Raw genomic sequence first — 21,961 nt, 5'->3', positions numbered from 1 at the left:
GTCGGAAGGCATGGTTTGATGTAGGGCTCGCCATCGCATGCCTGCAAGAGGATGCAAGCGATCCCTGTCCAGCTTGTGAAGCGGCAGGCGCGATGCTACCGGCGAAGCCATGTCGCTGCCTCGCTCCGCAACCCCGTCGTCCGAGCCCGCCGACGTTGCCGGGTCCGGACATCCGGCCGGGCGGCTCATCAAGTCGATCCTGCCGCTGCTGGTCCTGCTGCTGCTCGGGCTGCTGCTGCGCCATCTGCCCGGAACGCATGGCGGGCTGCTGCCGACCGTGTCGATGCTGCGGCACGGGCTTGCCGGCAGGCTGCTGTTCCTGCTCGCAGGAACTGTCGTGTGCGCAGTGGGCATGCCCAGGCAGGTCGTGTGTTTCGCTGGCGGGATCGCCTATGGCCTGCTGCCCGGCCTGCTGCTGTCGAGCGTCGCCACGGTCGCCGGGTGCCTGTTCGGCTTTCTCTGGGCGCGGCTTGCGGCCCGCGACTGGGCGCGTCGCCGACTGGAGCAACGGGCCGGCGGATGGCTGGCCCGGCTCGACCGGTTTGTTTCGAAGCATCCGTTCAGCGCGATCCTGACGATCAGGCTGCTGCCGATCGGGAGCAGCCTGGCGCTCAATCTCGCGGCCGGGGTGCTCGAGGTCCGCACGCTGCCGTTCCTGGCGGCCACGATCCTGGGCACCCTGCCGCAAACGCTGATTTTCACCCTTCTCGGGTCGGGCACGCGGATCGGCCATACCGTGCAAGTTGTGCTGGCCGTCATGCTGTTCGTGGCATCCGGGTGCGTCGGCATCATCCTGATGCGTAGACGGGACACAGTGCGCGGCTGACACAACCGGCCCGCCCTGGCAATTCAATTCTGTGTAATATCGCTAAGTCGTTATAAGAGGGTGGTGGAGAACCCTTATGCCCTTGCGGCGGCAATCTGGATCTTTTGTGGCTGCGGCAAGCCTCGTGGCCATTTGCGCCCTGGTGGTGATCCTGGCCGGTTACGTGTCCTCGACACTGTCGCTGGTCAGCAGAACCTCAGCTCTCGAATCCGTCATCGGTTCCGATGTGCATTTCCTGGCGATCGCAAGCAGCGGGTTTGCGCTAGGCCTTACTTTGATCGGCGCCTCGCTGCTCCTCCGGGCCTGGACCCGCCTGCGCGTAGCGGAAGTGCAACAGCGGATCCTGGCACAGCAATTGACCTCCGGCCTTGCCAGTTTTGCGCAAGGCGTTGCGGTGTTCGCGGCGGACAGCACCCTGCGTCACTGGAATCCAAAGTTCTCCGACCTCCTCGATCTGCCGCCTCCGCTGCTCCGGGCCGGGCTGGGCTATGCCGCCATCGTCGGCCTTCTGCAGGATCGCCGCCGGCCCGGACAGGAACTGGTGCTGGAACCGTGCTTCCCGACCACCGCCGAGCCCGGTGGTTCCGGAGTCCCGGTTCTGCGCGAATGCATCGGCCCGGGAGATCGCAATCTTGAAATTCGATCGGCTCCGATCGAGACCGGTGGGCTGGTGCTGACGATCGGCGACATGACCGAACGCGTCCAGAACGAGCGCGCCCTGCTCCAGTCACAGAAGATGCAGGCGATCGGCCAGCTCACCGGCGGCATCGCGCACGACTTCAACAACCTGCTGACGGTGATTGTCGGCAACATCGAGGCGGTGCAACTCGAACTCGGGTCGATGTCGCCCGGCGCCACCGATGCAGGATTGCGGCAGCATCTCGGCCAGGCGGCGGGGGCCGCGGATCGCGGAGCCGGGCTCTCCCGCCAGTTGCTGGCCTTCGCCCGACGTCAGCCATTGCTGCCGGAGCTGGTCGACCTGGCGCTGCTGCTGCCCGATCTGATGCCGCTGCTGCGGCGCACCCTCGGCGAGCGCATCGAGATCCTGCTGGATCTGCCGGAGGGCGAATGGCTGGTGACGATCGACCCGATCCAGCTGGAGAGTGCCATCCTGAACCTGGCGTTGAACGCGCGAGATGCGATGCCGGGCGGCGGTGTGCTGGCGATCCGGCTGGCCGCCGGCGCGGCCGACCCGGTGGGCACCGCGGCTCGGGCGCCTCGCGGTCGGCCGGATGTCTTCGAGCTGTCCCTCGCCGATACCGGGCAGGGTATGAGCGAGGCGGTGGCATCCCGGGCGTTCGAGGCGTTCTTCACGACCAAGGCCGATCGTGGCGGTACTGGGCTCGGGCTGGCCACCCTCTCCGCATTCGCAAGCCGGTCCGGCGGGGCGGCAAGACTGGTATCCCAGCCGGGCCTCGGCACCACCGTGACGATACAGCTGCCGCGCACTGCCGGTCACGCCCCGGACGCCTCCGCACGGACGCTAAGTCCGTCGGGGATTCCGCGCGGCGAGGGCCGGATCCTGCTGGTCGAGGATTCGGCAGACGTGCGCAAGATCGTCGCCGATACGCTGCGCACGCTGGGTTATCGCGTCTGCGAGGCCGAGGATGGCTGCGTCGCGTTGCGCATGCTGAGCGACCGTTCAGACAGGATCGACCTGTTGCTGACCGATATAGGGCTTCCCGGTCCGCTCGACGGGTTCGCCCTGGCCGAACGATCCGCGCAGCTGCGGCCGGGTATCCGTGTCCTCTACATGTCCGGCTACGGCGACGAGACCGGTACCGTCTCGCATCGCCGCCGCGCGCCCGCGGGCATGTTGATCGGAAAGCCGTTCAGGCGCGAACAACTGGCCCGCGCAGTTTATGAAACACTGCGCAGCTCGGGGAAGGCAGCGGCGGCATAGCGGGACGCACCGGGCCCGGGCGCCGTCGTTCTTGCCGATGCCCCTCGAAACAGGTAAAGCCCGGCTGCACATGAGGAGGGGAGCTTCGGGCATGGTCCGGGCTCTGTCGATCAATGGACTTGAAGGCAATGGACCTCAAGGAGCACATCCGCGGCATCCCGGATTTTCCGAAGCCCGGCATCCTGTTCTACGATATCTCGACGCTGCTGCGGAACGCCGATGCCTGGCAGGTGGCGATGGGACGGCTCGCGCATGCCGTGGCACCAGCCCAGCCCGACCTGCTGGCGGGTGTCGAATCACGCGGCTTCCTGATGGCGGCCCCGCTTGCGAGCAAGCTCGGCTGCGGGTTCCTGATGCTGCGCAAGCCCGGCAAGCTGCCCGGCCGTACCGTCTCGGTCGATTACGAGCTGGAATACGGCCAGGACAGTCTTCATATCCAGGCCGATGCGATCCGGCCTGGCCAGCGCGTGGTGGTGGTGGACGACCTGCTGGCGACTGGCGGGACACTCGCAGCGGCAATCCAGCTTCTGCAAAAGGTCGGAGCCAACGTCACCGGTGCGGCCGTCATCATCGAGATCCTGTCCCTGAAGGGCCGGGAGAAGCTGGGCGTGCCGACCTCGGCGCTGGTCAGTTACGAATCCTGAAGCATCCTGGATCTATTTGCTGACGGTGTATTTCGCCCGAAGGAGCATGACATGATCCAGGATTACGAGCTGATCGTCATCGGAAGCGGCCCGTCCGGCCGCCGTGCTGCAGTTCAGGCTGCGAAGCTCGGAAAGTCGGTCCTGGTCATCGAGAAGACATCGCGGCTCGGCGGCGTGTCGGTCCATACCGGAACGATCCCGTCCAAGACCCTGCGCGAGACCGTGCTCAACCTGACCGGTTGGCGCGAGCGCGGCTTCTACGGCCTCGCCTACCGGGTGAAGCAGGATATCGCCGCCGGCGACCTGACCATCCGCCTGACGAAGACGCTCGATCATGAGGTCGAGGGACTGAAGCACCAGTTCATCCGCAACCACGTGCACATGATGCACGGCGCCGCGCGCTTCCTCGACAGCCACTCGCTCGAAGTGACCCTGGATGCCGGCGAGATCCAGCTGGTGCGGGGGCAGAGGATCGTGATCGCCGTCGGCACGCGGCCGTACCGGCCCGACAGCGTTCCGTTCAACGGCACCACGGTGGTCGATAGCGACGGCATCATCAATCTGCAGAAGCTGCCGAACAGCCTGGCGGTGATCGGGGCCGGGGTGATCGGCGTCGAGTATGCGACGATCTTCAGCGCGCTCGACGTGCGGGTCACGCTGATCGAGCCGCGCGACAGCTTCCTCGACTTCATCGACCGCGAGTTGCTGGCCGAGTTCGTCCACCAGCTCCGCGATCGCGGCGTGACGTTCCGGCTGGGCGATCCGGTCGAGACCATCAACATGGAGCATGGCCAGCCGATCGTGATGCTTGCCGGCGGGCGGCGCGTGCGCGCCGAGATGGTGCTCTACACCGCTGGGCGCGTGGGCAATGTCGAGGCGCTCGAGCTCGATCGCTGCGGCCTCGCGGTCGACAACCGGGGCAGGATCACCGTCGATCCCACGACGTATCAGACCGCCGTGCCGCACATCTATGCTACGGGCGACGTGATCGGTTTCCCGAGCCTCGCCTCAACCTCGATGGAACAGGGCCGCATCGCCGCCTGCCATGCCTTCGGCGAGAACGTGCCGCCGCCGCCGAGATTCTTCCCCTACGGTATCTATTCGGTGCCGGAGATCTCGACCGTCGGCATGACCGAGGAGGAAGTCAGGAGCCGCCACATCCCGTACGAGACCGGCGTGGCGCGCTTCCGCGAGACGTCGCGTGGCCACATCATGGGTCTGCAGGGCGGCCTGCTGAAGATGATCGTGTCGCTCAAGACGCGGAAACTGCTCGGCGTGCATATCGTCGGCGAGGGTGCGACCGAACTCGTGCATATCGGACAGGCGGTGCTGAACCTGCACGGTACGCTCGACTATTTCCTCGAGAACACGTTCAACTATCCGACGCTCGCGGAGGCCTACAAGATAGCCGCCCTCGACGCCTGGAACCGGATGACGCCGCGTGTCGCCGGCCGCGAGGAAGCCGAGATCGAGAACGCCGAGCAGGCCGACGCCGCCGAGTAGCGGCCAGCGGCCAGCCCATTGAATGAAACCCTGATCGCGCTGTTGGCGCCGTCCGGATCAGACGCTGTATCACGACGATGGTCGTGAACAGGTACGCGGCTTGCGGCTACTACCCGCTCAGGGCAGCGCAGATAAGCATCGGCGCACGGTTCGGATCGATGGCCGCTCGGCGGTCGATACCAGGCAGAACGGCGTGTCCATCGCGCCGATGTTCAGCGACCGCCTAGTGCGGCTTGTCGACGAACTGTTCGAGCCAGTGGATGGTGTAGTCGCCGGCACGGAACTCCGGGTCCGCAAGGATGCGCTGGTGCAAAGGGATTACGGTCTTGATCCCCGAAATCACGAACTCGTCCAGCGCCCGCTGCATCCGGGCGATCGCCTCGGGACGGGTTGGCGCATGCACGATCAGCTTGGCGACCATGCTGTCGTAATACGGCGGCACCACGTAGCCGGCGTAGAGCGCGCTATCGATCCGGACACCCAGGCCACCCGGTGGATGGAACACGGTGACGCGGCCGGGGGTCGGCATGAAGGTGTCCGGGTCCTCGGCGTTGATCCGGCACTCGATCGCATGGCCCTCGAAGCGGACCTGCTCCTGCGTGTAGCCGAGCGGCTGGCCGGCGGCGATACGGATCTGCTCGCGCACCAGGTCCACGTTGCACACCATCTCGGTGATCGGATGCTCGACCTGCAGCCGGGTGTTCATCTCGATGAAGGCGAACTGGCCGTCCTGGTACAGGAACTCGAGCGTGCCGGCATTGCGGTAGCCGAGCTTCTTCAGAGCAGAGGTTGCGGTCTCGCCGATCGCGCGGCGTTCCTCCTGTGTGAGGGCAGGGGAACCGGCCTCCTCGAGCAGCTTCTGGTGCCGGCGCTGCAGCGAGCAGTCGCGCTCGCCGAAATGCACTACGGCGCCATGATTGTCGGCCATGATCTGCAGTTCGATATGGCGCGGCTTGTCGAGATACTTCTCGAGATAGACTTCGTCGTTGCCGAACGCGGCCTTGGCCTCGGTGCGGGCGACGCGCCAGGCTTCCTCGATATCGTTCGCGGTCTCGGCGACCTTCATGCCGCGTCCGCCACCACCGGCGGCGGCCTTTATCAGCACCGGATAGCCGATCTCGGCCGCGACCGTGCGGGCGGCATCGAGGTCGGCGAGCGCTCCGTCCGAACCCGGCACCAGCGGCACGCCGAGACTGCGCATGGCGGTCTTGGCGGTGATCTTGTCGCCCATCATCCGGATATGGTCGGGCGACGGTCCGATGAAGGTGAGGCCATGCGCCTCGACCGCCTCGGCGAAGCCGGCATTCTCGGACAGGAAGCCGTAGCCCGGATGGATCGCATCGGCACCGCACAGATGCGCCGCGGTCAGGATCGCCGGGATGTTGAGGTAGCTGTCGCGCGACGCCGGCGGGCCGATACAGACGCTCTCGTCCGCCAGCCGCACATGCATCGCCTCGGCGTCGGCAGTCGAATGAACCGCGACCGTGCGTATGCCCAGTTCGCGGCAGGCGCGCAGCACCCGGAGCGCGATCTCGCCGCGGTTGGCAATCAGGATCTTGTCGAACATCAGGCGGCGATCACTCGATGACCGCCAGGACTTCGCCGAACTCGACCGGCGAGCCGGAGGTGACCAGCAGCTTCTTCAGGGTGCCCGCGCGCGGCGCCTTGATCTGGTTGAAGGTCTTCATCGCCTCGATCAGCATCAGCGTCTGTCCGGCGGTGACCGCATGGCCTTCGGTTACGAAGGCCGGCGCGCTCGGCTCGGGCGACAGGTAGGCCACGCCGACCATCGGGCTGGTGACCGCGCCCGGGTGCTTGGACAGGTCGGCCGGATCCGCGATCGCCGGGCCTGCAGCCGGTGCGAGCGCCGTTCCGGGGCCGGACGGTGCGGCATAGGCCTGCACCATCTGCGCCGGGGCGCGGACCACGCGGATGCGGCTGTCCTTCTCCGCGACCTCGATCTCGGTCAGACCGGTCTCGGTCAGGATCTGGGCCAGTGCGCGGATCGCGTCCACGTCGACGGGCAGGCGGCTCATCGTTCGTCCTCGTCCATGATGATGTCGGCCAGCGCGGTCAGCGCCAGCGCATATCCACGCACCCCGAGCCCGCAGATCACGCCCACAGCCGCCTGGCTGACATAGGAGTGCCGGCGGAATTCCTCGCGACGGTGGATGTTGGAGATATGCACCTCGACGACCGGCAACGCGACAGCCGTCAGCGCGTCGAGCAATGCGATAGAGGTATGGGTATAGGCGCCCGGGTTGATCAGGATCCCGCGCGCGCGGCCACGGCATTCCTGCACCCAGGACACGAGCTCGCCCTCGCCGTTGGTCTGGCGGAAGTCGATCGCGACATCCAGGCGCTCGGCAGCCTGGACGCAGATCTGCTCGACATCGTCGAGCGTCGCCCTTCCGTAGATGGCGGGTTCGCGCAGACCGAGCATGTTGAGGTTGGGGCCGTTCAGCACGGCGATGAGCGGAGGCGTCATTGTCACGCGGCGTTAGCATGTCGCCACCGGTGCTCCAAGGGCATCCGGGCCACATGACGGCGATCGCGACATCCAAGCCACGCTGTTGCCGCTGGCACACGCATGGCTGGGTGCGCCGCACAATATAACGCTGATGTCTACCCAGTAGAGTCATCTTCTTCTTCGTCTCAAATTCCCCAATGCTGTCACCCGAATTGCGACCGAAAAGCATATAAAGGCCTCTTTATGCTCTGTTCATGTTTGGACGGCGCTATTCAGGCTTGATCTTCTGATTAGGTACGCCTCTAGTGCTCGGGAACGGTGTGGGACGACCAAAACGTGCGATCGACGAGCTTGCGACCTCAGAGCAACAGGGCCCTCGCCCTTTCCGCGACGCAGCTCGCCTCGCTAGCCGTTGCGGCCCTTCTCGGCCTCGGCACCTCTGGATCGATCGCAGCACCCGTCGCCGTCGCACCGACAAGCTGGGCAGGGGCGGTCCACTCGCGTCTCGCCGAGCAAGCGGCACTCGATCCCGCCACCGCAACCTCGGACCCGGCACCGGTCGAGGCGGCACCTCATCATCAGGTCACTGCCTGGGCCCGGGCCGTCGAGGCCCGTTTCGCGCTGCATGCTCATCATGTCGCCGAAGCCGGCCGGTCTGCGCTCGCCTGGTCCGAGAGCGGCGTCGCAAGCTGGTATGGCCGCGACCATGCCGGACGGCGCACATCCAGCGGCGCCCGCTTCGATCCGATGCAGCTGACCTGCGCTCATCCAACCCTGCCACTCGGCACCAAGGTGCTGGTGACATCGGATACGACCGGGCAATCGGTCGTCGTGACCGTCAATGACCGCGGCCCGTTCGGAGGCCGGATCGTCGATCTTTCACGTGCGGCGGCAGCCCGGATCGGCATGCTCGATAGCGGCGTCGCAAGCGTGACGCTGCAGCAGGCGACGCCGGAAGTGGTCGAAGTGGCCCAGGCGGCTGCCGACGACACCAACGATCAGGCGCTGATGGCGGCCGACGACATGGTTAATCGTCCGCAACATGGTCAGCCACATACGCACCTCGCCGGCCGATAGGCCTCGGCGTTCCGGCGGTGCTGTCCATCGCCGTCTGAAGCTCGAGTTCCGCGTTCAGTTCGGCACCGAGCAGGACCACGTAGGCGGTCACGAAGAACCACATCATGATGCCGACGACCGCGCCAAGCGGACCATAGGTCGCGTCGTAGCTGGCCACGTGTCCCACATAGTATGAGAAGCCGATCGAGGCGAGCAGCCACAGCAGGGTGGCGACCATCGAGCCCGGCGTGATCCAGTGCCAGCCCGCCACGCGCCGCGACGGACCGAACCGGTACAGCAGAGAGAATGCCAGGCCCACGAACAGCAGCATGACCACCGGGCTACCGAGCCTGAGCAGGGTCTGTGTGCCGGCCTCGACTGCCTCGAACCCGAAATGCGTCGGGATGAACTCCAGCACAGCGGGCAGGAACACGAGCAGAGCGACGGCGAGTGCCGCCCCGAGGATCGCGCATAGCGTCATGCTGAGTGCGGTGATCTGGAACCGGACGAACGACCGGGTCTCCGCTTCCTCGTAGGCGATGTTGAGGGCGGCGATCATAGACTTGGTCCCGGCCGAGGCGGACCACAGAGTGATCAGCGTGCCGATGATCAGGCTGATGGTCAGGGTGCCGCGCGGCTGGGCAACCAGAGTGTGCACCCGCTCGGAGATCAGCTGGAAGGCAGGCCGCGGCAACAGGTTGCGCAGCACCCGGAGCTGCGGCTCGACCGTGTTCGGGTCGAACGCCAGTCCGTAGACCGACACCATCGTGCTGATCGCCGGAAACAGGGCGAGCGTTGCATAGAAGGCGCAGCCCGCAGCGGCCAGGCCGATCCGGTCGGATATCATCTCGGAGAAGGTGCGCTTGAGCACCTTCTTCCATCCGGCCCACGGGATGTGGGTCGGCTGTTTGGCGCCTCGCCCGAGTTCCCGGTCTGCTTCGGACGGCACGACCGGCGTTTCCACCACGTCGTCCCGTGCACCCGGCGTCTGGTCGGGCCGATCGTCGGCACCTGACTCAGGCTGTTTCATCGGTGCCTGGTTCAGGCTCTGTTCCCGTACCTGTGCCATGCAAGGCTCCCGGTTATCGATTTGCCCAGGCCCCGGGCGGCTCGTCATGCAGCTGAAAACAACGTCCGCCAACCGAAATCGGTTGCGGCTGCCGGGCGCTGTCGGCCGTGACGAACACCCCCGCCACAAAATCCGGAATCTTCTGTTGCATCAAGGGTTCGGTTGCCTCATATCCCTGCTCCCACGCAGCCACGCACGTGCCACTGGCCCTCTGAGGTTACGCAACGACGTCAAGCGTTCTGGCAATCGGGTTCCCTTGCGGTACCGATCTTGGTCGCTGGTCCGTTAGACCGTTTCGCAACTCGTCCGCTGTCTCAACAGGCGGATGACAACTGGAGGATGGGTGCGATGAACCCTAAAATCGCGTCATTTCTGGCTGATCGCATCCCGGCAACGCCATGCCTGGTCGTCGATGTCGACCAGGTCGAGCTGCGCTATTGCGAGCTTGAAGCGGCGCTGCCGCTCGCCCGTATCTATTATGCGGTGAAGGCCAATCCGGCCCTGCCTGTCCTGCAGCGGCTCGTCGCCCTCGGATCGTGCTTCGATGCAGCCAGCTGGGAAGAGGTCAGCATGTGCCTCGAAGCCGGAGCCGACTCGTCGGCGATCTCGTTCGGCAACACCATCAAGAAGGTGAGCGCCATCACCAGCGCATATGCCGCAGGCGTGAGCATGTTCGCGTTCGACTGCGACGAGGAACTCGACAAGCTGGCGATCCATGCGCCGGGTGCCCGCGTCTATTGCCGCCTGTTGGTCGAGAATGCCGGCGCCGACTGGCCGCTGTCGCGCAAGTTCGGCACCTCCGTCGAGCATGCCCGGGCCCTGATGCTGCGTGCCCGCGATCTGGGGCTGGATCCGTTCGGCCTCTCGTTCCATGTCGGCAGCCAGCAGACCGACACGGCTTCGTATGAAGCGGCGATCGGCCGCGCCGCCATGCTGTTCACCGATCTGGCGGCGGCCGGACTGGATATCCGCATGATCAACCTGGGTGGCGGCTTCCCCACCCGGTATCGCGACGACGTGCCTGAGATCGACCAGTTCGCGACGGCGATCGGCCGGGCGATGACGAAGCATTTCGGCAATGCGCTGCCGGAAACGATCGTCGAGCCGGGCCGGTTCATCGTCGGCGATGCGGGCGTGGTCAGTTCCGAAGTGGTGCTGGTCAGCCGACGTGCATTGCCGGGCGCACTGCCGGACGATGCGCAGGAAAGCGTGCGCTGGGTCTATCTCGATATCGGCCGCTTCGGCGGTCTGGCCGAGACCGAGGGCGAGTCGATCAAGTACCAGATCCGCACGCCGCATGACGGCTCTGCGCTCGGCCCGGTGGCGATCGCCGGACCGACCTGCGACGGCGCCGACATCCTCTACGAGCGCAGCAACTACCGGTTGCCGCTCGACCTCGCCTCCGGCGAGCGGGTCGAGTTGCTATCGACCGGTGCCTACGTGTCGACCTACTGCTCGACCCGTTTCAACGGTTTCGCACCGTTGGCCGAACACTACATCTGAGCCGCCGGGACCGTCCGGGAATTAAGCGTCCGGACGGTTCCATCAGCAGGCAGGCAACCGAAGCAGCAGGTTCGGGTCGATCGCGTGCCCTTCGGCGAATATCGCGAAGAACAGGTGGGTGCCGTAGGTGACGCCGGTCCTGCCGATCCGCCCGATCGGATCGCCGGCGGCGAGGCGGGATCGACCTTCCGCAAGCGCAGGCACCACACTCCCGAGATGAGCGTACAGCGTGGTCAGCCCGCCTGGATGCACCACGGTGACCTGCAGCCCACCGATCCCCATCCGCCTGATCCGGCTCACGGTGCCGGCGATCGGAGCGCGCACCAGGCCGCCCGCCGGGGCCGGCAGGTCGATGCCGTTATGGAAACCCGCCGGCGCCATCGGGCCCACCCAATGCCGCCAGCCGAACGGCGAGGTGTAGCATTGTGCCGCAACCGGCGACGGATAATGCAGGGCAGGCGGCACCGCCGGGTCGGGCGATGACGCGTGCGCGGTCGTCGACGTGGTGCAGATGGCCACGCAATACAGCGCCAGGCCGATATACCGGGACGGCAGACCCTTCGAAGTTTTCATTTGGCGCACTGTTCCACCGCGGCATCTTTTGGCCTAGAGCCGCTGACGATTGCGCCCCGCCCCATTGAACGCCGCTGTCAGCCAGGCGGCCCTCATCGCAGGATTCCGCCGATGACCCTTCGTCCCTATTTTATCTCGTCCGTCCGGCTGGCTGCCTTTGGCATGTTGCTCGTGCTGCCGAAGCTCGCTCTGGCGCATGCCATCCTGACCACCAGCACCCCGGCGCCCGGCGGCACGATTGCCAGCGGCCACCAGACCCTCGTCTTCAACTACAACAGCCGGATTGACCACAAGCGCTCGCGCCTGACCCTGACCGGGCCGGGCGGCAAGCCGGTCATCCTGACGGTGACGCCGGCCAGCGCCACCAACGCGCTCGATGCCGAGGCCGACCTTGTTCCGGGTAGCTACACGCTCCGCTGGCAGGCACTGGCTCTGGACGGCCACATCACCCGCGGCGACGTGCCGTTCACCGTCGTCGAGAAGTAGGCTCCTCGCCGTGGCACTGCTCGTCGACCTGTTCGGCTATCTCAGCATCATTCTGCATGCGCTGACGATCGTTGCCCAGTCGATGGCGCTGGGTGGGGTGCTGTTCCTGGTGCTGCTCGCCAGGCCGTTCGTGACCGAGCTGGCCAACGGCCAACGCATCCTGTCGCGCATCATGCGGTTGACCTTCTGGAGCGCCATCGCGATGGCGCTTGTTGAAACGGTCGGCAACGGGCTGCAGGTCGCCGTGCTGATGTCGACGGTCGACCTGTCGTTTCTCGACGTGATGCAGGCGAACTTCGCTGTCGCGGCACTCGTGAAGATCGGCTCCGCGCTGGTGATTGCCGCCTGCACCATGCGGCCGACCGGCAGGCAGGTGCCGAGTGCGCTCCTGCTCGGACTTGTGGCGATCGAGCTGGCGGCGGCAACCGCAACGACCCACGCGGCCGCGCGACTCGAGCAATCGACATTGCTGCTGGTCGTCGAGTGGCTGCACCAGCTCGGTGCTGCCATCTGGATCGGCGGCATCCCGTCGTTCCTGATCGCCCTGGGCGAGGTGCATGACGGTGTCGGCTGGCGTCGGGTCGGCGCACGGTTTTCCAGGCTGTCGATGCTGGGCGTCGCCTGCATCCTGGCGTCCGGCATCACCATGTTCATCGTGTATATCGGCTCGCTGCCGGCATTCTACGGCACTGCCTACGGGGTGATGGTCGGCGCCAAGATCGGCCTGTTCATGGGGCTGCTGGCTCTCGGCTTCGGCAATCTCATGGTCACCGAGCGCCTGCGTCGCAATCCGGACGCGTCGGTGATCCGGATGAAGCGGTTCGCCGAGGTCGAGATCGGGCTGGGCTTCTCGATATTCTTTGCCGCCGCGTCGCTGACCTCGGTGCCGCCGGCGGTGGATCTTGCCCAGGACCGTGTCACCTGGCACGAGATCATCGAGCGCAACGCTCCGGTCTGGCCGCGACTGCGCTCGCCGGATCATGACGTGCTGGCGATCCCAGCCTTGCAGGCCAAGATCGATGCCCAGGCCGCGCGCGCGCATCACGTCGCCGCACCGGCCTTCGTTCCCGGCGACGGTACGCTGCCGCCGCGCAATGCCGACGACATCGCCTGGTCGGAATACAACCATCACTGGGCAGGCCTGTTCGTCATCATGATCGGGCTGCTGGTGCTGATCGCACAGGCGGGGTTCAGGCCTGCGCGTCACTGGCCGGTGGTGTTCATCGGACTGGCGCTGTTCCTGCTGCTGCGGTCCGACCCCGAGGTCTGGCCGCTCGGGAACGAGGATTTCATGGCGGCGTTCCGGGACGTCGAGGTGGTGCAGCATCGGCTGTTCGTGGTGCTGATCCTGGTGTTCGCGGGCTTCGAATGGTCGGTGCAGACCGGACGGCTCAGATCGCGCCGGGCCGCCCTGGTGTTTCCGCTGATGGTCGCAGCCGGAGGCGCGTTGCTGCTGACCCACAGCCATCAGATCGCCAACGTGAAGGATGCCGAACTGATCGAGCTGACCCACACGCCGCTGGCGCTGGCCGGCATCGCGGCCGGCTGGGGACGCTGGCTCGAGCTGCGGCTTCCGGGTATCGGCGGACGCATCGCGGGCTGGGTCTGGCCGCTCTGCTTCATCCTGGTCGGCATTATCCTGCTCTGGTACCGCGAGGCATAAGGCTCGCACCCGCTGCTTGGTCTAAGATGCGTCCATGATTCTCTCGATGGTCGTTATCCTTCTCCTGGTGCTGTTGAACGGCGTGTTCGCAATGGGCGAACTCGCCCTGATCTCGGCGCGCCGGGCCAGGCTCGCCGTATTGGTCAGGCGCGGCGTTCCCGGTGCCGAGCGCGCCAAGCTGCTGGCCGACGATCCGCAGAGCTTCCTGCCGACGGTGCAGGTCGGCATCACCCTGGTCAGCATCCTGGAAGGCACGTTCGGCGGTGCCAGCATCGCCGCCGACCTGGCGCCGAAGCTGGCCCGTATTCCGGCACTCGCCCCGTTCGCGCACGAGCTGGCGCTGACATTGTGCGTGATCGTCATCACGTCGCTGATGCTGGTACTCGGCGAGCTGGTGCCCAAGCAGCTCGCCCTGCGCCATCCCGAACTGATCGCCGCCCGGCTGTCGCTGCCGCTATTGCTGTTGTCGCGCGCTGCAGGACCGGTGGTGTGGCTGCTGGGCCGGTCCTCGAGCCTGGTGCTCCGGCTGATCGGCGTCACCGCGATGGGGCGGCAGACGGTGACCGAGGAGGAGCTCAAGGCCCTGATCGCCGAGGGCGCGCAGGCGGGCGTGCTCGAGATCGAGGAGCGCAACATGATCGAGCGGCTCCTGCGCCTTGCCGACCGTCCGGTCAGGGCGATCATGACTCCGCGCAACGAGCTGGTCTGGATCGAGCGCCGTGCCGACCCCGAGACGCTGCGTGCCTTCATCAAGAGCTCGGGCCATACCCGCGTGGTGGTGTGCGACGGCGATATCGACAATCCGGTCGGGCTGATCCGCGCCAAGGACGTGCTCGACCTGCTGCTCGACGGCGGCAAGCTGACGATCGAGGCGGTGATGCTGCCGCCGGTGGTGGTGCCGGATACGATCAACGCGTTCGACGTGCTGGAGCAGCTGCGCTCGCATCCGCTCGGCATGGTGCTGGTGCTGGACGAGTACGGCAGCTTCGAAGGCGTGGTCACGGCGGCGGACGTGTTCGAGGCGATCGTCGGAGAACAGCAGGAGGCAGGTACGACGCCGCAAAGCCATACCGTGACCCACGGGGTGCTGACCCTGGACGGTGCCTCGCCAGCCGACGAGATCAAGGATCGGCTCGGCCTGGTCGACCTGCCGGCGGAGGGGAGCTACCACACCCTCGGCGGTCTTATCCTCGCCCTGCTGCGACGCGTTCCGGCGCTCGGCGACAAGATCGCGTTCTCGGGCTGGCTGTTCGAGGTTCTGGAGATGGACGGCCGCCGCGTGCACAAGGTTCGTGCCAGCCGCCAGGCGCTCGCCGAAAACTGACTTGTCTCTACAGTGTCAACGCCCCTGGATGATCCTGTGAACGTGCATGAGAAGCATGGGCGGCTCATCATCGAGCCGATCCAGCAGGCTGAATACTCTCCTGCCGCGTCGATCGATGCGATCACCGACCAGAACCGTCACGACACGATCGACGTGGGAGCGCACGTCGGTCAGGAAGCCTGGTGATAGTGGTCACGTGCCGAAAGCGGACAGCGAGCGGGTCGGCATGCGCCTGTGCTACCCGACCACGAGCTTCTGGCGCTTGGTGGGCCCGTCTAGCTTCCTGAAGCGTGATGGCCGGCGGCATATCGACAGGTGGAGTATTGGCCCGGCTTGTGCACGAATAATTCAGCAACATAAACAAGAAGCCAACCATGCGTCTCGGATCTCGCTCGCTCGGCTCCATCATGCTCGGCACGATTCTCGGTAGCAGCTGCCCCGCAGGCAGCGTCCCGGCAAAGGCCGCCCCGATGGTCGGCACCGGCAGTCCGGCTCCGATCGAGCCGGCTATTACGCGTCCGGCCGGGACCCCATGTGCGGTCCGGCTGTTCAGCAACGCGACCTTCGGGGCCGACACGGTGTCTTTTGCGTATGCGCCGCCTGCCGCGTGTCCGGGACCGTGGGCCAAGGTGGTGCTGACCGCGGATATCTCGGTGACCGCCGGACGGCAGTTCGACAGGACCGCCTCGATGTTCATCGGCGGCGTCAACGTCCTGTTCGGTACGACGTCCGAGCCACGGTCCACGCTGGCACCGGCCTGGCATGTCGAGCGCGACCTGACCGACGACACTGCCCTGTTGAGAACCGCCCAGTCCGGCCATGTGCTGATCGCGAACTACCAGACCAGCGTCTATACCAGCGCCATCACGGCGAGTTCGACCCTGCTGTTCTACCCCGCGACGAAGGCCGATCCGGCTCCCGAAACCCCGGACCTGGTCATTCCGCTGAATAACGATCCCAGCCAGGGCACCACCGATCTCGCCGACGAAACGCAGTCGCTGTCGCGGACCGGGATACTCCCGTCGAACGTGGAGAAGGCGCGTATCGACGTCCTGCTACAGAGCCAGGGCGGCGATGAATTCTGGTACACCTGCGTGCCCGATGCGCTGTCCGGCCCGCTCGAAACATGCGGCGGCGGCGCATTCCGCGAAGGCCTGATCTCGATAGACGGCGTAAAGGCCGGCGTGGCTCCGGTCTATCCGTGGATCTATACCGGCGGGATCGATCCGTACCTCTGGCAGCCGATACCGGGGGTGCAGACGCTGGCGTTCCACCCGACCAGCGTCGACCTGACGCCATTTGCCGGTGTCGTGGACGACGGCAGGCCGCACACCGTTTCGCTCTCGGTCACCGGCGCCGACAACCGCTTCTCGGTCACCGGGACGCTCTATCTCACGCTCGATCATCACGGCAGCAACCTGCGTGGCGCCGTCACCCGGAACACGCTCGGCGCTGCGAGCCCGGTGGTGACGAACGGCGTCGTTACGACGAACGGCGAGTCGAAAGGCACGATCACCACGGGCTCCACGCATGACTATGCGATCAGCGGGTATCTGCTCACATCGCACGGACCGGTGGTGACGACGGTGGAACAGACCGGCCGGTTCTCGAACGCGCAGACCTTCGACGTGACCGATCTGCTGGATGACCAGGCGATCCTGCAGCGGACCGATACCGTCACCACGGTAACGACCAAGACTGGGTCCGGCAGTAGCGTCGTGGCGCGCGCGTCATCCTATCCGCTGGATGTGCATTTCCGGTATCTGGTGGCGGCCGATGGCAGCGCGACGCAGGCGACCACGGTGACCCAGGCGCTCGAGTCCGGACGTCTGACGCTGGGGAACGGCATCCCCGTCACGGCGAGTGCGATCAGCGAAACGGTAAGCCCGAGCGACCTGCTCTCCTTCAACGCCGCGGGCGCGGTGACGGCTCATTCAGGCAGCAGCAGCGCCAGATATCTGTCGGGGGATACGAAAACCGGATGCATCACCCGCACGGAAACCGCGACAGACAGCGTGCTGTCGACGATGACGAACACGAACGACTGCGATCCCGGCGGACGTCTGCCACGTCAAAACGGAAGCGTGCTGACACCGCCTGCTCGCTGACAAATCGCCAGCGACAGTGCCGGCACCGTCTGCCGGGACTGTCGGCTAGTGGAGTGCACCCGGCCGGAGCGCCTGTTCGTCTGCGAATTTCGGCCACTGGCCGGCGGCCAGCGACGCGAGGGACGGTGACGGCAGGTCGAGACGCCTGGCGTAGATCCAGAGATAGGTAAACGCACGGCGAACATAGTCGCCCGTCTCGTCCGACGGCAGGCTCTCGATGAACAGCAGCGGGTCGTCGGAGCCGTCGCTCAGGCCTTCCCATCGAAGGACGGCGCCGGGCCCGGCATTGTAGCTGGCGAACAGTTTCACCAGGTCGCCATCCACCCCGACCTGATCGGACAGGTAGGTGAGGTAACGTTGCCCGATCTCGAGGTTGAGAGCCGGGTCATGCAAGGCAGATGCGCTGTCGGTGAACCGGTCCGGATGGCCGACGACGAACCCGGCCGTGGTCGGCATCAACTGCATCAGCCCATGCGCGCCGCCACCGGATACGGCGCCGGGGTTGAAGTTCGATTCGAGCCGGGTGAGCGCATAGACCAGCGCGGGGTTCATGGTGAAGCCATGATGAGGCGATAGCCGCGGCATCGGGAAATGCGCCTCGTCCGGCGGCTGACCGTCACGGTCCTGCAGGATGCCGGCAAGCTGGGCGGAGAGGGACTTCAGTCCGGCGGCTTCGGATACGAGTTGGATCGACCTGCACAACGCCAGGTCGGGCTGTACAGTCGGCCACAAATGACGCAGGCTCGCCTCCGCCCGATCGGTCTCGCCAACCTGGAGCAGGGCGAACGCACGGCGACCGGCTGGGGTGGCGGCGACGGCATCGACGTCGATTTCCGAAAGCGTACGCAGGCCGGCACGGGTTGAGCGGTCGTTGCTGGAGGCTTCGGGCGCATCGTCGCCGGATGGTCCGGAAGCGCCGCTCAGGCTGACCAGTCGCATTGCCGGCGCATGCTGCCGGTCCGGGGTGTCGTCCTGGCGGCCGAGCAGGCGCAGGGCGAGCATTCCGTAGAAAGTCCGCGGCGCGGCGGCAGCCCGTTCCAGCCACGGCCGGTAGACAGAGACATCGCCGAAACGCAGATGGGTTCGTGCGGCCCAGAACGCGGCGCCGGCCCGGACACTGGACGGGGTCAGGTCCGCGCGCGAGGATGCCTCGAACAGGGCTTCGGCGGCGTCAAGTTCCCCACCGCGCCATGCGGCCAGGCCTGCGACGTATCCGGCCAGGCCGATGCGGCCGCCGGACAAGGAGAAGGCAGCCTGCCCAACCTGGAGAGCCAGGTCGTCCTCACCTTCGGTGAACAAGCGGAGCGCGATTTCGGCATGAAGCTGGGAGGCGTAAAGTGGATCGAGATGCCGGTTGCCGGCGATCAGCTTCAGGGCAATGGCGGCACCGTCCGGCCCGTCACCCAGGTGCGCCTGGACGCTGCGGTCCAAGGCTTCGTTGCGCCTGAAGGCGCGGATCGCCGGATCGGCTTCCTCGGCGGCACTCGGTAACCCAGTAGCCAGGGTCGGCGTGGCCGGCACCGGGGTCGCTCTCGTTCCGTGCGCGCTGACGCTGGCGAGCAGCCGGGAGATCGCCGGAGCATCCGGGAGATCGGAGAATGTCTTGAGCCAGAGGTGAAGCTGGCTCGGGAGGGGCTTTGCGTCCGGGCCGAGATAACGGTCGGCCAGCAGGTCGCCGAGCAGAGTGTTGTCGTCGAGACGGGCGGTCTCGACGATCGCAGCTGGTATCTCGCCTTGTCGCTGGAGCGTGAAGATATGCCGGATGCGCGCGGCGGTGCCGGCTTCCAGCGGATGCGGCAGCATGACCACGCCGTCGGTGCCGCCACCGTCGCGTCCGCCGGTCGGAAGCGCCAGCCGTGGAACGGCCATGGCGGTCTCTTCCGCAGGAGCAGGGGAGCCGGATCGCTGTCCGGGAGACTGCGCGCGCACGGGTGCGATTGCGGCTCCTGCCAGGAGGGCGGCGCTGGCCATGAAGGCCCGTGCCGCCAATGTGGGGGATAGAGTGAACCCTCGCATGGTGGGGGGCTCTAGGCCGCCGGAACCCGCGGCGCAACCTCAACAGGCCTGGACTCGTTGCGTAACCCGTTGATTAAAGCTTAGGATTGGCTGTTTTCCGCCAAATGCGACACGCAACTTTGATCTGAGAGTTGCTCTTTTTTTAGATTCCGGTCGAGCGTTCGTCTCAAGAGCAGGAGCGCGGTCCAGCTGTCGCGACGGGCCGTCGGATGGCTCAGCAGGTAGCTCGGGTGACGCATCGCCAGCATCGGAATGGGGCCAGCGTCCGGGCCGGCCGCCGCAATATCCTGCCAGCCGGCGTTTGCACGGATGGTGGTGTTCGCCAGCAGCTTGGCTGGCCGGCTTCCCATCAGCAGCAGCCGGTTCGGCCGCGCCAGTACAAGCAGGCGGTCCAGGAACGGCTTGCAGATCGCGAGCTCGAGGTCACTCGGCGGCCGGTCGCCCGGTGGCCGCCACGGGATCAACGGCACCAGCAGCACCCCGGCGCGATCGAGCCCGATGCTGTCGAGCATGCGGTCGAGCAACTGGCCCGGACGGCCGGCGAACGGATGGCCGGCGCGGTCCTCCTCGGCGTTCGGCACTTCACCGACGATCACCAGTCCGCTGGACGCATCGCCCTCGGCGAAGACCAGGTGTGTCGCGGTATCGCGAAGGCTGCAGCCCTCGAAACTCGCGATCGCCGCGCGCAGTGCCGGGATATCCCCTGCCGCGTTGGCGACTTTGCGCGCCAGCGCGACCTGCGCGTTCCTGGCTGCCGGTGCCACGGGAGCAGCCGGCACCGGCACCGCCCGTCGAGCGAGAGGGGCAGGTCCCACGATCACGGACACCGGCGGTTGCGAATCGCCAGGCCCGGCAGGCTGAGCGCGAAGCCGGTGGGCGGCCAGCCGGTCGATCGGATCAGGTTCGAGTGCTTCGTCCGCGCCCCATTCGATCTGCAGCTTCAGAAGTGCCAGTGCATCCAATCCCGGTCCTCCCTGTTGCAGTCGTGCGTGGTTGGCGCAGATGCCGTCGCGCGCTAGCTTGGGGCTATTATGCAACTCCCGCTCGCCGTGCGCACCGCCCTGTTTGTCGGGCCCCTCCTCCTGTCGACCGCGATCGCTGATCCGGCGCCGGCATCACCCGCCATTGTCGCGGATCGGGCGAAGGCCGATCCCGGTGCAACCGCATCGGGTTCGGTGCCGGGCACGTCGGGAGCTCACCGGCGGGAGCAGGCGCTCGGCTCCTATCTCGCCGGCACGGTCGCCGGTCATCTGGGCGACAGCGCGACGGCGGCCGACCTGCTGCTGGACGCCCTGGCGCATGATCCGGGCGAACCGTTGCTGCTGCAGCCGGCGTTCCTGTTCTCCGCACTGGCTGGGCGGCCGCAGGCGCCGCAACTGGCGTCGCGGGTCGAGCCGAGCCTGATCGCGCAGCTGGTCCTTGGCAACGATGCGGCGATGCGCGGCGACTGGGATGTAGCCTCGCGGGAGTTCTCCACACTGCCCCCGTCGCCGCTGAACGATGCCATTCGGCCGCTCCTGCTCGCCTGGGCGCAGCAGGGCGCCGGCCACACCGATCTTGCCCTGGCCACCCTATCCGGAGTCGCGAGCGCCGGACCGCTTGCCAGCGCAGCCGCCTTGCAGGCGGCGATGATCGCCGACTTGGCCGGCCGCAAGGAAGCCGCATCGAACCTCTATCGCACCGCGCAGGCGGTGTTCCCGGGTGCGAACCTCGCGCTGGTGCAGGCGCTGGGCAGCTTCCTGGTGCGCAACGGCCACGCCGTCGAGGCGCAGGCCATGGTGCATGACCTTTCGCAGCAGATCAGCGTGCTCGGGATGGTCGAGCCGGGGATCGTCGCCTCGCTCGGCAACCCGGTGGTCGCCAGCCCCCGCCAGGGGTTGGCACGCGCCTATCTCGCAATCGCCTCGATCCTGCAGGAGCAGGGACCCGGGGCCAAGGAGGCGACCGCCTTCATCCTGCGGTTCGCGCTGGACCTGCAGCCCGACCTGACCGCGGCCAAGCTCATGCTGGCGGAGCTGCTGGCACCGGACCACGCCAATGCGGCGATCGATGCGCTGGCGAATGTCGGTGCGGCCGATCCGCTGGCGCCGCTGGTCGATCTGCGAACCGCCACGCTGCTGGCCGTAACGGGCCGGCGGGCCGAAAGCCGGACCAGGCTGGAGGCGCTGGTGAAGGCATACCCGAAACGTCCCGAGCCGGCGCAGTCGCTCGGAGACGTGCTGTCGGACAGCAAGCTTTATGGTCCAGCCGTGGTCGCCTACGACACGGCGATCGCCGACCGCCAGGCGCTGACCGGCAAGGCGCTCGCCGGCAACGACTGGCAGTTGCTGTTCTCCCGCGCGGTGGCGTTCGACCGCCAGAACCAGTGGCCGCGTGCACAGGCGGACCTCGAACACGCGCTGGCACTGGCGCCGGCCGAGCCGTACATCCTGAATTATCTCGGCTACAGCCTGGTCGAGCGCCATCAGGACCTGAAGCAGGCCCGGCAGCTTATCCAGCGGGCCCTCGACAGCAAGCCGGATGACGGCTCGATCCGCGACAGCCTGGGCTGGGTGATGCTGCGCCAGGACGACGTGCCGGGTGCCGTGACCACGCTCGAGCGCGCGGCCGAACAGATCCCCGAGGATCCGACGGTGAATTATCACCTGGGCGCTGCCTATTGGGCAGCCGGACGCCGGGTGGAGGCCGAGGATCAATGGCGCTGGGCGCTGGTGCTGCATCCGGAGCCGGAGGATGCGGCGAAAATCCGCGACGCGCTGAAGAAGGCCGACCTGGGGCTCGCGTCGCCGGAACCCGCCGTCAAGCCGCATCGCTGAC

At 66.6% G+C, this 21,961-nt stretch carries 19 protein-coding genes; 12 read left to right on the top strand and 7 right to left on the bottom strand.

Annotated elements, in window-relative coordinates; translation table 11 throughout:
* Positions 1-109 precede the first annotated feature (109 nt).
* From HN018_RS14845 to sthA, 4 genes are all read left to right on the top strand, one after another.
* Complete coding sequence (locus HN018_RS14845; protein WP_171833325.1) at positions 110-826, top strand: TVP38/TMEM64 family protein; 717 nt, start codon at positions 110-112, stop codon at positions 824-826.
* A 106-nt stretch (positions 827-932) separates the two neighbouring features.
* Positions 933-2,729: an ATP-binding protein gene (locus tag HN018_RS14840; protein ID WP_171833326.1), complete on the top strand. Its 1,797-nt coding sequence runs from the start codon at positions 933-935 to the stop codon at positions 2,727-2,729.
* A gap of 128 nt (positions 2,730-2,857) precedes the next feature.
* The gene (locus HN018_RS14835) at positions 2,858-3,373 is read left to right on the top strand and encodes an adenine phosphoribosyltransferase (RefSeq protein ID WP_171833327.1); all 516 of its coding nucleotides are present in this window, start codon (positions 2,858-2,860) and stop codon (positions 3,371-3,373) included.
* A 51-nt stretch (positions 3,374-3,424) separates the two neighbouring features.
* Positions 3,425-4,876 carry a Si-specific NAD(P)(+) transhydrogenase gene (gene sthA / locus HN018_RS14830; protein ID WP_204259538.1) on the top strand — a complete coding sequence of 484 codons (1,452 nt, stop codon included), beginning with the start codon at positions 3,425-3,427 and terminating at the stop codon, positions 4,874-4,876.
* A 223-nt stretch (positions 4,877-5,099) separates the two neighbouring features.
* On the opposite strand, the gene accC is transcribed toward sthA, so the two are convergent.
* From accC to aroQ, 3 genes are read right to left on the bottom strand one after another with little or no spacing between them, the layout of a single operon-like run.
* Positions 5,100-6,443 carry an acetyl-CoA carboxylase biotin carboxylase subunit gene (gene accC / locus HN018_RS14825; protein WP_171833328.1) on the bottom strand — a complete coding sequence of 448 codons (1,344 nt, stop codon included), beginning with the start codon at positions 6,441-6,443 and terminating at the stop codon, positions 5,100-5,102.
* A 10-nt stretch (positions 6,444-6,453) separates the two neighbouring features.
* Positions 6,454-6,912 (bottom strand): acetyl-CoA carboxylase biotin carboxyl carrier protein, encoded by a 459-nt coding sequence (locus tag HN018_RS14820; RefSeq protein WP_171833329.1) that lies wholly within the window; start codon positions 6,910-6,912, stop codon positions 6,454-6,456.
* Positions 6,909-7,364 carry a type II 3-dehydroquinate dehydratase gene (gene aroQ, locus HN018_RS14815; RefSeq protein WP_171833557.1) on the bottom strand — a complete coding sequence of 152 codons (456 nt, stop codon included), beginning with the start codon at positions 7,362-7,364 and terminating at the stop codon, positions 6,909-6,911. The genes HN018_RS14820 and aroQ overlap by 4 nt, the downstream gene beginning before the upstream one ends.
* Positions 7,365-7,697: 333 nt before the next feature.
* Here aroQ and HN018_RS14810 point away from each other — a divergent pair, with 333 nt between their 5' ends.
* Positions 7,698-8,423 (top strand): septal ring lytic transglycosylase RlpA family protein, encoded by a 726-nt coding sequence (locus HN018_RS14810; RefSeq protein WP_239478702.1) that lies wholly within the window; start codon positions 7,698-7,700, stop codon positions 8,421-8,423.
* Here HN018_RS14810 and HN018_RS14805 read toward each other — a convergent pair.
* Positions 8,374-9,471, bottom strand: coding sequence for a YihY/virulence factor BrkB family protein (locus HN018_RS14805; RefSeq protein ID WP_239478698.1), 1,098 nt, complete (start codon positions 9,469-9,471; stop codon positions 8,374-8,376). The genes HN018_RS14810 and HN018_RS14805 overlap by 50 nt on opposite strands.
* Before the next feature lie 348 nt (positions 9,472-9,819).
* Between HN018_RS14805 and HN018_RS14800 the strand changes: the two genes are divergently transcribed.
* Complete coding sequence (locus tag HN018_RS14800) at positions 9,820-10,974, top strand: type III PLP-dependent enzyme (protein ID WP_171833330.1); 1,155 nt, start codon at positions 9,820-9,822, stop codon at positions 10,972-10,974.
* 42 nt (positions 10,975-11,016) lie between these two features.
* Here the strand turns inward: HN018_RS14800 and HN018_RS14795 are convergent, their stop codons facing one another.
* Positions 11,017-11,547 (bottom strand): M23 family metallopeptidase, encoded by a 531-nt coding sequence (locus HN018_RS14795; protein WP_171833331.1) that lies wholly within the window; start codon positions 11,545-11,547, stop codon positions 11,017-11,019.
* 111 nt (positions 11,548-11,658) lie between these two features.
* On the opposite strand from HN018_RS14795, the gene HN018_RS14790 reads away from it, so the two are divergent.
* The 5 genes from HN018_RS14790 to HN018_RS14770 all read left to right on the top strand — a co-directional run bounded on the left by HN018_RS14790 (position 11,659) and on the right by HN018_RS14770 (position 17,128).
* Positions 11,659-12,033, top strand: coding sequence for a copper resistance CopC family protein (locus HN018_RS14790; protein WP_171833332.1), 375 nt, complete (start codon positions 11,659-11,661; stop codon positions 12,031-12,033).
* A gap of 10 nt (positions 12,034-12,043) precedes the next feature.
* Positions 12,044-13,696 (top strand): copper resistance D family protein, encoded by a 1,653-nt coding sequence (locus HN018_RS14785; protein ID WP_171833333.1) that lies wholly within the window; start codon positions 12,044-12,046, stop codon positions 13,694-13,696.
* 34 nt (positions 13,697-13,730) lie between these two features.
* Positions 13,731-15,020, top strand: coding sequence for a hemolysin family protein (locus HN018_RS14780; protein WP_171833334.1), 1,290 nt, complete (start codon positions 13,731-13,733; stop codon positions 15,018-15,020).
* 36 nt (positions 15,021-15,056) lie between these two features.
* Positions 15,057-15,206, top strand: a complete 150-nt coding sequence (locus HN018_RS14775; RefSeq protein ID WP_171833335.1) for an AbrB/MazE/SpoVT family DNA-binding domain-containing protein — start codon at positions 15,057-15,059, stop codon at positions 15,204-15,206.
* Positions 15,207-15,394: 188 nt separating this feature from the next.
* Complete coding sequence (locus tag HN018_RS14770; protein WP_171833336.1) at positions 15,395-17,128, top strand: peptide-N4-asparagine amidase; 1,734 nt, start codon at positions 15,395-15,397, stop codon at positions 17,126-17,128.
* A gap of 45 nt (positions 17,129-17,173) precedes the next feature.
* Here HN018_RS14770 and HN018_RS14765 read toward each other — a convergent pair whose 3' ends face one another.
* Together HN018_RS14765 and HN018_RS14760 are read right to left on the bottom strand one after the other, a co-directional pair.
* On the bottom strand, positions 17,174-18,997 hold the full coding sequence (locus HN018_RS14765) for a lytic transglycosylase domain-containing protein (RefSeq protein WP_338033976.1): 1,824 nt from the start codon (positions 18,995-18,997) through the stop codon (positions 17,174-17,176).
* A 227-nt stretch (positions 18,998-19,224) separates the two neighbouring features.
* Positions 19,225-20,181 carry a uracil-DNA glycosylase gene (locus HN018_RS14760; protein ID WP_239478696.1) on the bottom strand — a complete coding sequence of 319 codons (957 nt, stop codon included), beginning with the start codon at positions 20,179-20,181 and terminating at the stop codon, positions 19,225-19,227.
* Between HN018_RS14760 and HN018_RS14755 the strand changes: the two genes are divergently transcribed.
* Positions 20,176-21,960, top strand: coding sequence for a tetratricopeptide repeat protein (locus HN018_RS14755; RefSeq protein ID WP_171833338.1), 1,785 nt, complete (start codon positions 20,176-20,178; stop codon positions 21,958-21,960). The genes HN018_RS14760 and HN018_RS14755 overlap by 6 nt on opposite strands.
* Position 21,961 lies beyond the last annotated feature (1 nt).

This window comes from Lichenicola cladoniae, from assembly GCF_013201075.1.
Classification (GTDB): domain Bacteria; phylum Pseudomonadota; class Alphaproteobacteria; order Acetobacterales; family Acetobacteraceae; genus Lichenicola; species Lichenicola cladoniae.
Note: the sequence above shows the minus strand (reverse complement) of the source record. Positions and strands in the feature narration are given on the sequence as shown.